Consider the following 14,624-nt stretch of genomic DNA (forward strand, 5'->3'; position numbering starts at 1 on the left):
CACATACTACCCATAAGACACACGATATGGCAAACGTGGTATGCAGGAGGAAGAATCATGAAAGCTACAGGAATTGTGAGAAGAATCGATGATCTGGGTCGCGTTGTCATCCCGAAAGAGATACGCCGGACGCTGCGCCTTCGGGAAGGGACGCCGCTTGAGATATTCACGGACCGCGAGGGCGAAATCATATTGAAAAAATATTCACCGATGGTGGAGCTGGCGGCATTTGCCGTGCAGTACGCGGAGGCGATGGCGCAGTCCACGGGGCTGATGGTCTGCATCGCGGACCGGGATCAGATCATCGCGGTATCCGGGGGACCAAAGAAGGAATATTACCAGAAGACGATCAGCCGGGCGCTGGAGCTGGCAGTCTCCGAACGTCAGAATATCTGTGCGGCGCGGGGAGAAAAAGCATTTATCCCGATTACCTCGGATGAGATGGAGGAGAGCAGCGCCGAGGTGATTGTGCCGATTTTGAGCGAGGGCGATGCGATCGGGGCGGTGATTCTCCTCAGCCGGGAGGCAAAGCAGGCGCTTGGAGGGGCGGAGATGAAGCTGGCGGCGACGGCAGCCGGATTTCTGGGACGTCAGATGGAAGGATAAAAAAGATAAATGAGATAAATCTGCCTGGAAACAGGCGGTGAGAGAAAAAAGAAGACGGGATCGATGGAAAACGTAAAGAGAGATAAAACTCCTGGGCGGTTGTCCATCGATCCTGTTTTTGATAGTCCTGTATTTGATAAAAACTGGTATTCGATATAACAGATATATCGAAAAACAGACGAAAGCGCAAGGAAGTTCACAGATACTCCATGATTTTTCACAGAAAAAACACAGCAAGGCGCACGACAAACGCATGAGTAAATAAATTGTGAACACGCCCCTTTTTTGTTAAAATTAAGAAAGAGAGGTTATATAGTGAAACTTCGAGATATTTCATAAAAGAGCTGTCTGATGACGAGAAAGTCGGACAGCTCTTCTTATGTTTAGCTTTTTATGTGTGCAGTGGAAAGGGTTCCGCTGTTATTTTTTTGCTTTGACACGGTCTCCGCGCTCTGGAAGCAGAAAGATACAGATTAAAGAACTGATAAACAGCATGCTTGGATAGAACAGAAGCGGCATGACCTCAAAGGCAGACAGTTCATAGCCCAGCTCATGAACCGCCGATAATGCTACCAGCATCTGAGCACCGTAAGGCAGGATTCCCTGGGAGATACAGGAAAAGGTATCCAGAAGGGAGGCTGTCTTTCTGGCACTGATGCCATAATCTTCAGAAATTTCCTTTGCAATAGGGTTGGCCATAACGATAGCTACTGTGTTATTGGCAGTTGCGATATCCAGCAGGGTAACTAAAAGGCCGACACCAAACTGACCGCCGCGTTTTCCGCGGAAGATGCGATGAATAACGTTAAGAAGAACATCGAAGCCACCGTTTTCACGGATCAGTGCGCACATAGCTGCAACTAAGATGGCAACCATACTGGTCTCAAACATGCCGGAAGTGCCGGAACCCATGTTGGTAAGCATTTCCCAGGGAGTAGTCTGGCCGGAGCCCAGCATAATGATGGCACCGGATACGATTCCGACTAACAGAACGACAAATACCTGAATACCGGCAATGCCGCCTGCTAATACCAGAAGATAGGGGATCAGCTGAATCAGGTTGTATGGTTTTATGATGGCAGCTCCCGGATCCTGATGGAAGGAAACGACCAGGATAAGTGCCAGGGAAGCGATGGCAGCCGGAAGTGCGATGCCGAAGTTCTCACGGAATTTATCCTTCATAGCACATCCCTGACCGTTGCAGGCTGCGATGGTTGTATCGGAGATGAAAGAGAGATTATCTCCAAACATGGCACCGCCGATGACAGATGCGACGCAAAGGGCCAGAGAGAAACCAGAGGTCTCAGATACGGCAGCGGCAATCGGAACGATCAGGGTGATGGTTCCAACGGAGGTTCCCATGGAGGTAGAGACAAAGCACGCTACCACAAAGAGAACAGCAACGGAAAAACGGGCCGGGATAAGAGACAGCATCAGATAAGCAACGCTTTCAGCACTGCTTCGTCCTACGACACCGACAAAGGTTCCGGCTGTCAGGAAGATGAGAAGCATGGTGATGATGTTCTTATCTCCGATGCCTTGCCCCATCAGCTCCAGTTTCCGGTCAAAGGAAAGAGAACGGTTCTGGAAACAGGCCGTCAGGATCGCAAGCATAAATGCGACAACAATCGGAATGTTGTAAAAGCCCATCGGGATCTTCATGATATATTCTGACCAGATTCCTAGCCCCAGATAAAAGATCAGAAATACAGCGATAGGCAGAAGGGAAGATAGTTTTTGCTTTTTCATAATAATTTTCAGCCTTTCTATATGTTTGCCGTAATAGGCCGGATATACATTATTTGATCTTACCATAAGAATGGGATTCAGGCAAGTAAAGAAGACAGTGTAACTGTAACGAAAAGGTTGACGAAAGCCTGTAAAAACAATATTCTGAAAGACGGAGAAAAGCATGCAAAAACGATAGAAAACATGATCGGAAAAGAGAAGTATGCTGAATAAGATGGAGGTATATCGGAAATGATATAAAAGCACAAGGGATTTCACAGATACTACACGGGTTTTCACCAAAAAATCACAGTGTGAAGTGCTTGCGTGTGCTTCAAACTATGATTTTGGCGATGCTTCGCATTTAAAATCGGAAAAATCTGCTGCCTAAACGGCATCGTACGGAATTTTCAGTTTAGAAAATTCCTATTTGCGAGTCGTAACGATTGTCGGTTCGGAATGTGAGGAAAAGTGCAAAAAACCTTGACAAAGCAAGGAGAAATGTATATAAATGTAAAGTAAGATTTGCGGGCATGTACGAAGAAAACTAAGAGGATTCATGTGCAAAGATATAAGCTAGGAGGAATATACGATGAACAAGACAGAATTAATCGCAGTTGTAGCTGAGAAAGCAGAGCTTTCCAAGAAAGACGCAGAGAAGGCAATCAAGGCTTTCACAGATGCAGTATCCGAGGAACTGGTTAAGGGCGGAAAGATTCAGCTGGTTGGCTTTGGTACTTTTGAGGTAGCTGAGAGAGCAGCTAGAGAGGGAAGAAACCCGAAGACCGGCGAGACCATGCCGATCGCAGCTTCCAAGACTCCGAAGTTCAAAGCTGGTAAAGCATTAAAGGATATGGTAAACGCATAATTATCTCAGACATATATGTGTGACAGACAGCCCTTCGTGATAAAATATCATGGAGGGCTTTAGTATTATAGGAGCGAAGGGATTCCGCCAGGATGAAAGTGCCCTGCAAGGGGCTATGGAAAGGAAAAATATGAGGCTAGATAAGTATTTGAAAGTGTCCCGCATCATCAAGAGAAGAACCGTAGCCAATGAAGCGTGTGACAGCGGACGAGTGATGCTGAATGATAAAGTGGCAAGAGCCAGCGCGGAGGTCAAGGTTGGGGATGTGATTGAAATTGCCTTCGGCAATAAATCGGTGAAGGTCCGCATTACAAGCGTACAGGAGACCATCCGCAAGGAAGATGCCAAAGAAATGTTTGAATACCTGTAAAAATCCAAGAGACGTCAGTAAAAGGCGCGGAGGACGAAATGCCAAGAAATATAGAGCGGGATGAAAAAGAGGCGATGCGCCGGAAAGAACAGCTGATGGAAGCTGGATTCAGGCTGTTTTCGCAATATGGGATCGAGAATGTCAGCTTACAAAGAGTGGCGGACGCTGCGGAAGTGGGCGTTGCGACCCTATATAACTATTATCAGACGAAGGTCAAGCTTGTGATAGCGATCAGCGGAAAAATCTGGGGCGATCTCTGGAAGAAGATTCTGGAAGAAAAGGGACCGGAGATATTTGAATCATTCACGGCGTATCAGTACATTGAGTTTTATACGGACCAGATCATCCGGATTTACCGGGAACGCCCGGAAATACTCCGGTTCAGTAATAACTATAAAAACTTTATCTCCCGGGAGAAAGTCAAGGGGGAAGCGCTGGCTGAACATCTGGATGTTTTGAAGCCGGCAGGAGCGCTGTATCATAAGTTCTATGAGCAGGCGAGGAGCGATAAAAGCATCCGGACCGATATCCCGGAGCAGCAGTTATTTACAAGCGTTGCGATTGCGATGCTGGCGGTGGCTGAGCGCTATGCACAGGGAATTGTGTGGGCGGACGATCACAAGGAAGACCACACGCAGGAACTGGAATTTTTAAAAGGAATGCTCCTGACATGGTGCAGAACCCCGGAGAACCTGGGAAAACAATGATATAAAGAAGGGAAATAAAAAAAGAAGTCAAGAGAATGAGGTGCCCCCTCAAAGTTAGACTTTTACGAGACGACTTCGGTCGTCTCGTTTTTCTTTATGCGCTTAAAAGAACAGATTCTGTCTTGAATTTGTGAGAGTTGATTATTATAATATAAATATAGTGACGACTCATTTGTGTATACACACTTTATGACGGATAATCAACATTTCGAGAATGAGAGGAAAAAGCGTATGAGAAGGAGAAAAAGAAGAATCCTGGCAGCAGGAATGGTGGTAGTGATAACGTGCAGTTCATATGGCTCTGTGCCTAGAGTTTATGCGAACACGAATTTTTATCAGATCAGGGAGATCGAGAGTTTATCGGAACAGGTTCTGTATCAGAAAGTTCCCTATGGCACCCGGTATCAGGATCTGGAGATGCCGGACAGCATAGACGTTTTTGTCAGCGGGGGGGGGGGCAAACCGAAGATGTGCCTGACGCAGGGAGCGATGAGAATGTAGCAGCGTTTGCCAACCGCACAAATGATGATGCCGTGCTGGAAAAGACGGACAGTGAAGAGAATGGAGAAAAAGAAGATACCGAAGGAAAAGATACCGAAGGAAAAGATGCCGGAGAGAATAGCAAAGACAAAAGCGAAGGTGGAGAGGGCTTAGAGAAAGCGGAATCCGGTTCAGGTGAACAGGGAGATTCTGGGAAAGATGGAAATTCGGCGGAAAATGGGGACTCTCAGGATGAAAATGCAAATCCGGGGAACGGTGAATCCGATGAGAAAGACGATTCCGGTAAGACAGATTCCGGTTCTTCGGGTGGAAATGCAGATTTGAATGAAGATGCCGATTCTTCGAATGGAAAAACGGATGAATCGAAGGAAGATGTCAAGACGGATGAGAAAACCGAGGAAGAGATTGACGAAAAGGAAGGTTTCTGGCGAAAAGTAAGGGTGCGCTGGGTTCTGGATGAAGAAGAGAGCCAGGCATCCCGTTATGATGGGGAAAATCCGGGCATCTACCTGTTCCGTGCAGAGCTGAAAAGCAGCAATTATGAGGTAGATGAGGACGAACTTCCGGTGATCCAGATCACGGTCCTGGAAGAAGAGCAGGTGAAAACAACGCTGGAATTTGTACCGTTGGAAGAATCGATCACCGATCAGATTCTCCCGCTTGGAAGCAAAGAATCCGATATCCAGTTCCCGGAGACTCTTACCGTGCGTGAGACGATGGGAGAAGAAACCACCGAGCGGACTTTGTCGGGTATCACGTGGAAACTGGATGCAGAAAACAGCGACTATTCTGAATTTCGGGGCGGACTGGCACCGGAGGACTATTTTGACCGCTTCGATGAGGACGGTGAACCAGAAGAAACTGAAGAAAAGACCTGGGAGGGCTACGATAAAGCCAATGAAGAATACAATGGGGCGATCTATACCTATATTCCGGTGATTCCGGAAAGCGAAGAGATACCGGAAGACACTGCTTTGCCGGAGATCCATGTGCAGGTGGGAGACGCGGGGATTGCGTTGTATGCAGATGAAGGAATCACGGGAAAAGGTACGAAAGAGTATCCCTATGTGATTTGTAATGTAAAACAGTGGTTTACTGTTATGGGTGAAAACCAAAAGAATCAATATAATGGAAATCAATCCTCTGGTGTAAGTAAATATATTAGATTGGGGGCTGATATCGATCTAAGCGGTGAGTCGTGGGAGTCAAGAACACTAACGGCTGGTTTAGATGGTAATGGATATGAGCTGAGTGGAATTTCGCAGCCGTTGTTTAATGTTTTGGCGGGAACTGTTAAAAATTTGATTTTGTCCAATGTGACCATTACGGGAGATGGAAAGCATGTAGGAGCGATTGCGAGAACTGTAGGTGCTGATTCGCAGATTGAAAATTGTTATATCAGTGGCAGTCTTGCTACTACAGGAAATTGTGCCGCAGGTGGATTAATTGGACAGGTTCAGTCGGGGACGCTGGAAATTCAAAATTGTATTGTTAATGCAGAGATTGAAAACAAAGATAATAATAATAGGGAGTCTTTAGCTGGAGGCTTGGTTGGTTCGGTTAAAGTGAAAAATGGCACGCAGTTGAATATTATGAACTGTATTGCAATGGGAAGTGTTTCGACAAATTCAGGTCGCGGTGCAGGTGGATTAGTTGGTGGACAAGGAAAAACAGTTACAATTAATAAGAGCGCAGCATTGCAAGAAGAGATTTCCACAAACAGTTCGCAATACTATGTAGATAGAATTTTTGGCTATTTCGGTGATTATCAAGTTCATGTAGTTGGTGGACGAAATTTCGCCTATCAGGGTATGAGGGTTAAATGTGGTGAAACCCTTCTTGATAAAGAGAATGATAAAGATAGAAAATGGCCAGAGTTGCATCGTGGCGAGAGTGTTTTCAAACCAGACCTTTTAACAACCAATTTCTGGAAAAACACGATTGGCTGGGGAAGTGATGCGGAAAACTGGGAATTTGCCGCTAATCAGCTTCCGACGCTAAAGATGCAAAGAGATAATAAAGAAGTAATTATATTCTCCGGCACAGACATACCAGAGTATCTTGAGGCAACCGAGATAAAAACAGGCTCAGTAAAGTCTGGAGAAACCGGAATCGCAGACGCGGAGATTACTTTTAAGAAGGGCAGCAGCGAGAAAAAGGTGAAAACGGATTCAGAAGGAACCTTTTGCATTGATCTTGCCAATGGAGACTATGACGTAACGATCAAAAAGACTGGATATCTTACGGTTAAGAAAAAAGTTACGATTTCGGATGCCGATCCAGAAGCTCTTGATTTCACCATGGAAACAAACCCGGTTTCCATGATTTCGGGACAAACGGTGACAGGAACTTTCCAGACAACAGATGCGGACACCGCCATGGCAGATGGAGAGATTGCGCTTACGTATACCGGAAATGAAGATTTACGGTTGGAGGATTTTAAACTTTCATCCGAGGAAGATGGAACGGCATATGACGGAGTTACACTTCTTGCAGTGAATACTGAAAATGGAACTAGCAGTATTAAGATTCAATTTGCTAAATCGCTGAATCTTGGCAATACGAATGAAATAACCTTATATGTCCATTACAAGGGAAGTTCGATTGGTTCGATTGTGCTGAAAAAAGAGGTAAACCTTGTTCGGCTTGCGGCACCTGAGAATGTCAAATGGGATGAGATAGTAAAAGGAAAGGCCGTCTGGCGTCCGGTTACGAATGCATTGGGTTATAAAGTACAGCTCTATAAGGATGGTTCAGCACTGGGGGGTCCGGTAACACTTGGGGCGGATACAGCTGGTTACGATTTTACCGCCCAGATTGCAGAGGGCGGAATCTATACGTTTGGAGTTCAAGCAACGGGAGATGGTTCAACCTATGGTGACAGCGAGGAGACGAAGAGTGGAAATTATGAATTTTCAGAGCAGACCTTAGAGGATGTCAAAACAGCGGCACGGGCAGCGCTGCAGGCGATGACAGTGACAAATGAGACAACAGCGAATGAAATTTTGCAGGTTGTACAGAACGTTATCACAAATCAAAAAATTCATGCGGACTGGTCCGCTGAAGAAGGGTTCCATCTAACACCAGCAACGGATGGCAAAGAACCGGGACAAAACGGAAGTATCACGGGAATGATTGTTTTGAGCGATACCTCTGAGGGCGCGTCAACAGAAACAATCGAAATAAATCTTCCAATCGCGGCGAAGTATGCAATTACCTTTGCATCCGGACGCCAGGATTCACAGGGAGATGCGCCGACCCTGGGAAATGCCGCAGCCGGAACTGTGATTACGCTTCCGGAGAATACCTTTAAGGTATATGGCATGAATTTTAAAGGCTGGAGTGACGGAAGTACTACATATGCCAGCGGTGCAGATTATACAATGCCAAATAGAAATGTAGCATTTAAGGCGGTATGGGTGCAGGATCAGTGGGATGGAATAACGGCTGTGGAACCGACCAAAGACGAACATGGTTATTATCAAATTAGTACAGGGGCAGAGCTTGCGTATTTTAGAAATACGAAGATTTCAAACTGGAAAGCGAAACTGATGTGCGATATTGATATGGGCGGTCACGAGTTTACTTCGATTCCTAATGCCGGAGCTGAATTTGATGGATGCGGACATATGATTCGAGGCTTGAATGCGGTCGGCGAAGTTTATGTGGGATTGTTTCGAGCAATTTCTTCGAATTGTGAAATTAAGAATCTGACCATAGAAAATGCGGTGGTTAAAGCTTCCCGCGATGGGGCGAGAGTCGGCATCCTGGTTGGTGATGTATATGGTTCTCTGACGGTAGAAAATTGTTACGTCAGTGGAACAATCGAAACTGCAGATGGAACGAATAAGATTGAATCGGCAGGTGGTTTGATTGGAAATGTAAGGGGGAAGTATAATTATTCGGTAAATATTAAGTCCTGCTATGCAGATGCTGAAATCAAGGGAACCGCCAGCAGTGGCTTTGCAGGTGGTTTGGTTGGTTGGACCGGTGGAAGTACAACAATTGACAACAGCTATGCAGTTGTGGATATGGACGTTGAAGCGGGAAATTCTATTGGCGGACTGGTAGGATGCGGAAATGACAGTAAAGTAAAGATCTCCCACAGCTACGCGGCAGGCGAAGCTCTGCCCAAAAATCCCATTGGCGCATCCGTGGCAGGCATTTCCGCCAACGGTTCGATTTCCTCTTGTGTCAGCATTTTCCCGGAGATGCGATCGCTCAACCGGATTGGCGGAACAACGGGAAGCTGCCGGGATAACTACGGCTTTGCCGGCACAGTTGCGAGAAAATCAGATGGAACGATTTTGACCCCGGATCCAGATACGATGGGGGCAGACAAGCTATATGGAGCGGACGCAACGGCGGAAGACCTGAAAGATCCGGAATTTTATAAAAAGCTGGGCTGGAATTTTGATTCTACCTGGACGATGGATTCAACCGGCGAGTATGCTTTCCCGATTCTGAAAAACCAGACTTTACGTCCGGATCTGACGCTGGATCTGACACCTTCGGTTACCGGAATTACGCTGGATAAGACCAATGAGACGATTTACCCGAGAGGAAGCGTCCGGCTCACTGCGACCGTCGATGTGGTAAACGGAGCGTCCAGAGATGTGGTGTGGAAAAGCAGTAATCCGGCAGTCAAGGTAGAGGATGGACTGGTAACTGCTGCGGATGTGGCAGAAGCGGGAACCTATACGATCACAGCCACCAGCGCGGCGGATCCTTCCAAGCAGGCAGAATGCCAGCTGACAGTTGATACGGCGGAACACACAGTTACAGTAGAACGGGAGAATACGATAAACTCTCCGAATGCAGTCGTGAAAGCCTATGCATCTCTGGAAGATGCAACAAATGGAATAAATCCGATTTCTACGACAGGTAGTGAAACTGGTACATTTACATTTCCACGGAAAGCCGGAGAAAAAGTTTACCTTGCATTTACGGGTCTGGATTCAGGAGATGTCGTAAGCGAAGTAACAATTACCGATGCAAATGGTTCAAAGGTGAATGCGACAATTTGCAATCTGGAGAATCCGACGGTGTATTGCTTTACGATGCCGTGTTCAGATGCCTCTGTACAGGTTTCCTATGCGGAAAATATGAACGCATACCAGTATACCTGGTTCGTAGGACAGGAGTGGGGTACATGGGGAACAACGGCAGCCTTTGAAACCAGAGAGTGGAGCGGAGGGGAACATATTGGCTCTCTGAAAGTAACAAATATTATCAGTGGCAAGCTGTTTAAAGAATTTAATATAAAGTCGATGTCGATCTATAAGAAAGGTTCATTTACACCGAACCAAGTAGCTAGCCGATCAGACCTTAAGGAAAACGGTGATTATTGTGTTGAATGCGATGATGCAACCGGTCTCCCGACTCTCTATGTATACTTAGAGGGACCGGGTATGGTAGTTGTGGATATCGAGGTTCAGGATGATCCGAATGCAGTATTTTCAATTACGCAGAAGCCGGAAAGCAGTTCTTATTATACGCTGGACAAGACTCAGGCAAAAGCCGGGGAGCTGGTAACGGCGACCCTGACAGATGCAGGTGTTGAGCGGATGAAGGGGATGCAGAACAAGAATGCATGCTTAACATACAGCGGTGGTTTACTTATAGTTGTTTACCCGCCGAAATTTACCGAATCCGGCGGCAAATGGACCGCTTCCTTTAAGATGCCGGCGCAGGATGTTGAGACACATGTGTATTTTGGGGACAAAGATAAGGTTACACTGAATGGTACGGATAAAGAGGTTGATTACGATGGAACGCCGAAGTCTGTGGGGGATGGAATTCAGGCAACGATAGGTGAATATGATCTTTCGGAACAGTTTCAGGGTCAGTATGAGGTTCACTATGAAGGTGTGAACGGAACCGTTTATTCCAGCATGACACCGCCGACCAATGCGGGAACGTATTCCTGTAGGATTAAGATTCCGGACAGTAACGTAAATTATATGAGTGATCCGATTACAGTGCGCCTGACGATCAAAAAAATAGGAACAAAGACCCCGAAAGCACCCCAGGCAGCAGCGTGGACAGACACCAGCGTGACCCTGAAAGCACCGTCTGCATTTGTGGATGGAACTGCGATTCCGGCGGGATATGAACTGGAATACTGCGCGGATCAGGGAGAATGGCAGGATTCACCGGTATTTACCGGGCTGACACCGGAAACAACTTACAAGTTCTATGTGAGACTCAAAGAGGGTGTCAATACGACGGCATCCGCAGCCAGCGAGGCGGTCGCGGTCCAGACAAAGAAAGCATCGTCTGCCCCGTCCAATCCGACGAAACCGGATCCATCGAATCCGACCCCGTCTACTCCAGGCAATCCGCAGGGAACGGCCACTTCCAGCCGCGACAGAAGTACCAGCACATGGGTAAAAGAGAGTGCCGGATGGCGCTACCGCCTGTCAAACGGCACGTATCTGTCCGGAAGTCTGGTTCTGGATCCGGTGACCGGCAGACAGGTTGAACAGGTTGTGTGGAAACAGCTCCGGGGCGCATGGTGGGCGTTTGGAGCCGATGGATATATCCGGACGGGCTGGGTCTATGATTACAGCGCAGGCAAATGGTACTATGTGGACGAAAACACAGGCATGCGGACGGGCTGGTATCTGGATCCGCAGGACGGCAGATGGTATTATCTGGATCCGACAACGGGAGAGATGCTGACGGAGTGGCAGCTGATTCCGGATTTAGGCTATGTATACTTAAATCCGTATGCACCGCAGCCGACCTGGGCGTATAGTGAAGAATTAAAAACCTGGGTTTACATGGAGGACGCAGGACGTCCATACGGCTCCCTTTATATGGCTGAGTGGACACCGGACGGCTATTATGTAAATGCAGACGGTGTCTGGGAACCGGCCAGATAATCATTCATAAACCTGAAAACCTCCCAATATATTTAACAGTAGGCAGCTATAGGTTGGAAATATTGGGAGGTTTTTTGCATGGAAGAAAAATTGAATGCCAGACCTCACAAGCTGGAGCTTCTGAACCGGGAAAAGGGGAGTGTGACGGGGATCCAGGATGTGGTGTCATTTGATGAGAACCAGATGATTCTCGATACAGACATGGGGCTTCTGACGGTGCGTGGGAAGGCGCTGCATGTGAGTCGTCTGACACTGGAAAAGGGCGAAGTGGATATTGAGGGCGAGTTTGAGAGCTTTTCGTATTCTTCCAACGAGTCCCGCCGGAAATCGCAGGAGTCGTTCTTTGGACGGCTGTTCCGTTAGGCGGTGGCGGATGAGCGGGACGGTAAGAGGGGAAATATGGCTGCTTGGCGGCAGTGTGTGTACGGGAATCGCGCTGATGATGATGTATGACGGGCTTAGGATCTTCCGGTGGCTGGTACGGCACAGCTCATTTTGGACAGGCATGGAGGATGCGGCGTATTGGCTCTTTGCCAGCTTTGCGACGTTCCGGCTTTTGTTCGGGCAGAATGACGGAGTTCTGCGCGGCTATGCGGTGGCGGGCGTGCTGGGCGGCATGGTGTTTTATGACCGGACGGGCAGCCGTCTTTTGTTTGCGGTATTGAAAAAATGCAGCAGATGGATTAGAATAAAAGGAAGAGGCAAAAAAAGCCAGAAGACCGGAAAGGAACATACAACAAGGGGACAGGCAGAGAATCTGGAAAGGAAGTGAGATGAAGGTGCGTAGACAGATGTCAGAAGGCAGACCGGGTGGAAATGCACGGAAAAAGAAAAAGGACAATTTAAACAACCGGATGGCGCTTGTGGGCGTTACGATGGTAGTGCTGAGTCTGGCGGCTGCCGTGCACATCAAGGGCATCGATCTCAAGGAAAAGGATAAGAGCTATTCAATTCGAGAGGAAAATCTGGAGGCGCAGGTTGCGAAAGAAGAAGAACGTGCCAAACAGCTTGAGGAATACCGGGTATACGTGCAGACCAAGCAGTATATCGAGAAGGTAGCGAAGGAGAAGCTGGGACTTGTAAACCGCAATGAGATCCTGCTCAAACCGTCCAATTCGAATTAGGCTTGCGGTGCATCATAGAATGTCCGGGGCATGCCACACAGGGGAGCAGCATTCCTGGATGTGTCGGAAAATGTCGAAGTTTTCCCTGATTTTGCTCCGTCCGTTTGACAAATATTTCCCTCCAGCCTGTATATAATGGCGTTATACAGGTTAGGAGGGATTTTTGTGCTTAAACGGAGAACTTTACATAGAGATATGGCGGATGTCAACGTCTACACGGCAAGACGTTTAAAGAGCATGGCACTGTCACTGGGTGGTCTGGCGCAGGCGTTTGCGGATGAGATCGGCGGGCAGGGGCATCTGACGAAGGAGGACGGACTGGCGGCAATGCAGACGGCGGCGTCGGCGGTATGCGGCGATTGTACACGGTGCAACCTGTATTATGGCAGCCGCCGGGACGACAGTTATTATCTCTATTATCTGCTTCGGACGTTCGAGCAGAAAGGGAAAATCGACCTGGAGGACATGCCTCGCCTGTTTCATGAGATCTGTTCCCAGAGAGAGGCATATTTGCGGGAATTGAACCGGAGCCTCGGCCGGGCGACGATGAATCTGGGGTGGAAAAACCGTTTTCTGGAAAGCCGGGATGCGGTGATCGTCCAGTTCCGGGAGCTGGCGGCGATTTTGGAGGAATTTTCCAACCAGATGGAGCAGGCGTCGGATGTGACGGCATCCTGGGAGGAGATGCTTTCGGGGATACTTCGCAGAAGCCATCTGCGCGTGGACAACATGCTGGTGCTTCAATATGAAAATCAGCAGAAGGAGGCGTTTCTCACACTCCGCAGCGTCAATGGGCGATGTATGACGGCGCGGGATGTGGCGGAACTTCTGGGACGCGCGATCGCCGGAAGCCACTGGAGTGTGGCGAAGGACAGCAAAAGCCTTATCACCCGCAATGCGGCGACCTTCCGTTTTGTGGAAGAAGGTAAATACCGGATGGTGTACGGCATGGCGTGCAGCCCCAGGGAGGGAGAACCGATTTCAGGCGACACATGCACGGTGCAGACCGGGCTTCCGGGGCAGGTGATTATGAGCCTGTCGGACGGCATGGGAAGCGGCAGAAGCGCCAGCGAGGACAGCGAGAAGGTCATTGAGCTGACCCAGCGCCTGCTGGAGACGGGATTTTCGGCGCGATCGGCGCTCAAATTGGTAAATACGGTGCTTCTGCTGGCGGGTACGGAGCAGAATCCGGCAACAATCGATCTATGTTGTATCGATCTGGGGACAGGTGTGCTGGAAGCGATGAAGCTGGGCGCGGTGCCGACCTTTATTCTGGGGCGTGAGGGTGTTGAGTTTCTGGAAGCAGGCGGGCTGCCGATGGGAATTGTACAGAACGCGGAGCCGGTTCTGATGTCGCGGAAAATGTGGGACGGCGAAAAAATCATTATGATAAGCGACGGTATTCTCGAAGCGATGCCGGGGGAACACAAGGAAGAGACGTTCATGGAATTTATATCAAACCTTTCCGGCGGCAACCCGCAGGAATTGGCAGAACAGATCCTGGCGTTTGCGTCCGGGCTTTCGGACGGGGGTGTGGTGGATGACTGCACCGTGTTGGTCGGGACGGTGCTGGAACGTGGGTAGTTACTGTTTACGGGTAGGCACTTTTGGAACCGAAAGTGCCGTAAGAAAACGTGGTGGCAGCAGGAATTTGCCGTATTTAAATGCGAAGCCACGGCAAATTCCGTTACTGGGCACGTATGCGTGAACAGTAACGTAGAATCTGGCAGGTTGAGAAATAAGAGGAGATCCGTTATACTGTGAAGGTACGGAACAGTAGTTACGAGTGGATGTTAAGAGGGATAAAAAGAAATATAAAAGAATGCAGAAACA

Annotated in this window: 11 protein-coding genes; 10 read left to right on the forward strand and 1 reads right to left on the reverse strand. The window is 48.2% G+C overall.

Annotated elements, in window-relative coordinates:
- The first annotated feature begins 57 nt into the window (after positions 1-57).
- On the forward strand, positions 58-606 hold the full coding sequence (spoVT, locus tag DWY89_RS13475) for a stage V sporulation protein T (RefSeq protein ID WP_118469437.1): 549 nt from the start codon (positions 58-60) through the stop codon (positions 604-606).
- 420 nt (positions 607-1,026) lie between these two features.
- Here spoVT and DWY89_RS13480 read toward each other — a convergent pair whose 3' ends face one another.
- Positions 1,027-2,355, reverse strand: a complete 1,329-nt coding sequence (locus tag DWY89_RS13480) for a Na+/H+ antiporter NhaC family protein (protein ID WP_118469438.1) — start codon at positions 2,353-2,355, stop codon at positions 1,027-1,029.
- Positions 2,356-2,926: 571 nt separating this feature from the next.
- Between DWY89_RS13480 and DWY89_RS13485 the strand changes: the two genes are divergently transcribed.
- From DWY89_RS13485 to DWY89_RS13525, 9 genes are all read left to right on the forward strand, one after another.
- Entirely contained in the window at positions 2,927-3,202 is a 276-nt protein-coding gene (locus DWY89_RS13485; protein WP_022360642.1) for an HU family DNA-binding protein, read from the forward strand.
- Positions 3,203-3,332: 130 nt separating this feature from the next.
- Entirely contained in the window at positions 3,333-3,572 is a 240-nt protein-coding gene (locus DWY89_RS13490; RefSeq protein ID WP_022346712.1) for an RNA-binding S4 domain-containing protein, read from the forward strand.
- Between the two features lie 38 nt (positions 3,573-3,610).
- Positions 3,611-4,279: a TetR/AcrR family transcriptional regulator gene (locus tag DWY89_RS13495; RefSeq protein ID WP_118469439.1), complete on the forward strand. Its 669-nt coding sequence runs from the start codon at positions 3,611-3,613 to the stop codon at positions 4,277-4,279.
- Positions 4,280-4,510: 231 nt separating this feature from the next.
- Entirely contained in the window at positions 4,511-4,780 is a 270-nt protein-coding gene (locus DWY89_RS13500) for a hypothetical protein (RefSeq protein WP_022360639.1), read from the forward strand.
- Positions 4,750-11,667: a carboxypeptidase regulatory-like domain-containing protein gene (locus tag DWY89_RS13505; RefSeq protein WP_118524761.1), complete on the forward strand. Its 6,918-nt coding sequence runs from the start codon at positions 4,750-4,752 to the stop codon at positions 11,665-11,667. The genes DWY89_RS13500 and DWY89_RS13505 overlap by 31 nt, the downstream gene beginning before the upstream one ends.
- A gap of 78 nt (positions 11,668-11,745) precedes the next feature.
- Positions 11,746-12,030, forward strand: a complete 285-nt coding sequence (yabP, locus tag DWY89_RS13510) for a sporulation protein YabP (RefSeq protein ID WP_118469441.1) — start codon at positions 11,746-11,748, stop codon at positions 12,028-12,030.
- 10 nt (positions 12,031-12,040) lie between these two features.
- Positions 12,041-12,439, forward strand: a complete 399-nt coding sequence (gene yabQ, locus DWY89_RS13515) for a spore cortex biosynthesis protein YabQ (protein ID WP_118469442.1) — start codon at positions 12,041-12,043, stop codon at positions 12,437-12,439.
- 1 nt (position 12,440) lies between these two features.
- The gene (locus DWY89_RS13520) at positions 12,441-12,791 is read left to right on the forward strand and encodes a septum formation initiator (RefSeq protein ID WP_243015316.1); all 351 of its coding nucleotides are present in this window, start codon (positions 12,441-12,443) and stop codon (positions 12,789-12,791) included.
- Positions 12,792-12,956: 165 nt separating this feature from the next.
- Positions 12,957-14,375 (forward strand): SpoIIE family protein phosphatase, encoded by a 1,419-nt coding sequence (locus DWY89_RS13525; RefSeq protein WP_118482247.1) that lies wholly within the window; start codon positions 12,957-12,959, stop codon positions 14,373-14,375.
- The last annotated feature ends 249 nt before the right edge of the window (positions 14,376-14,624 follow it).

The organism is Clostridium sp. AF27-5AA, assembly GCF_003478415.1.
Taxonomy (GTDB): domain Bacteria; phylum Bacillota; class Clostridia; order Lachnospirales; family Lachnospiraceae; genus Otoolea; species Otoolea fessa.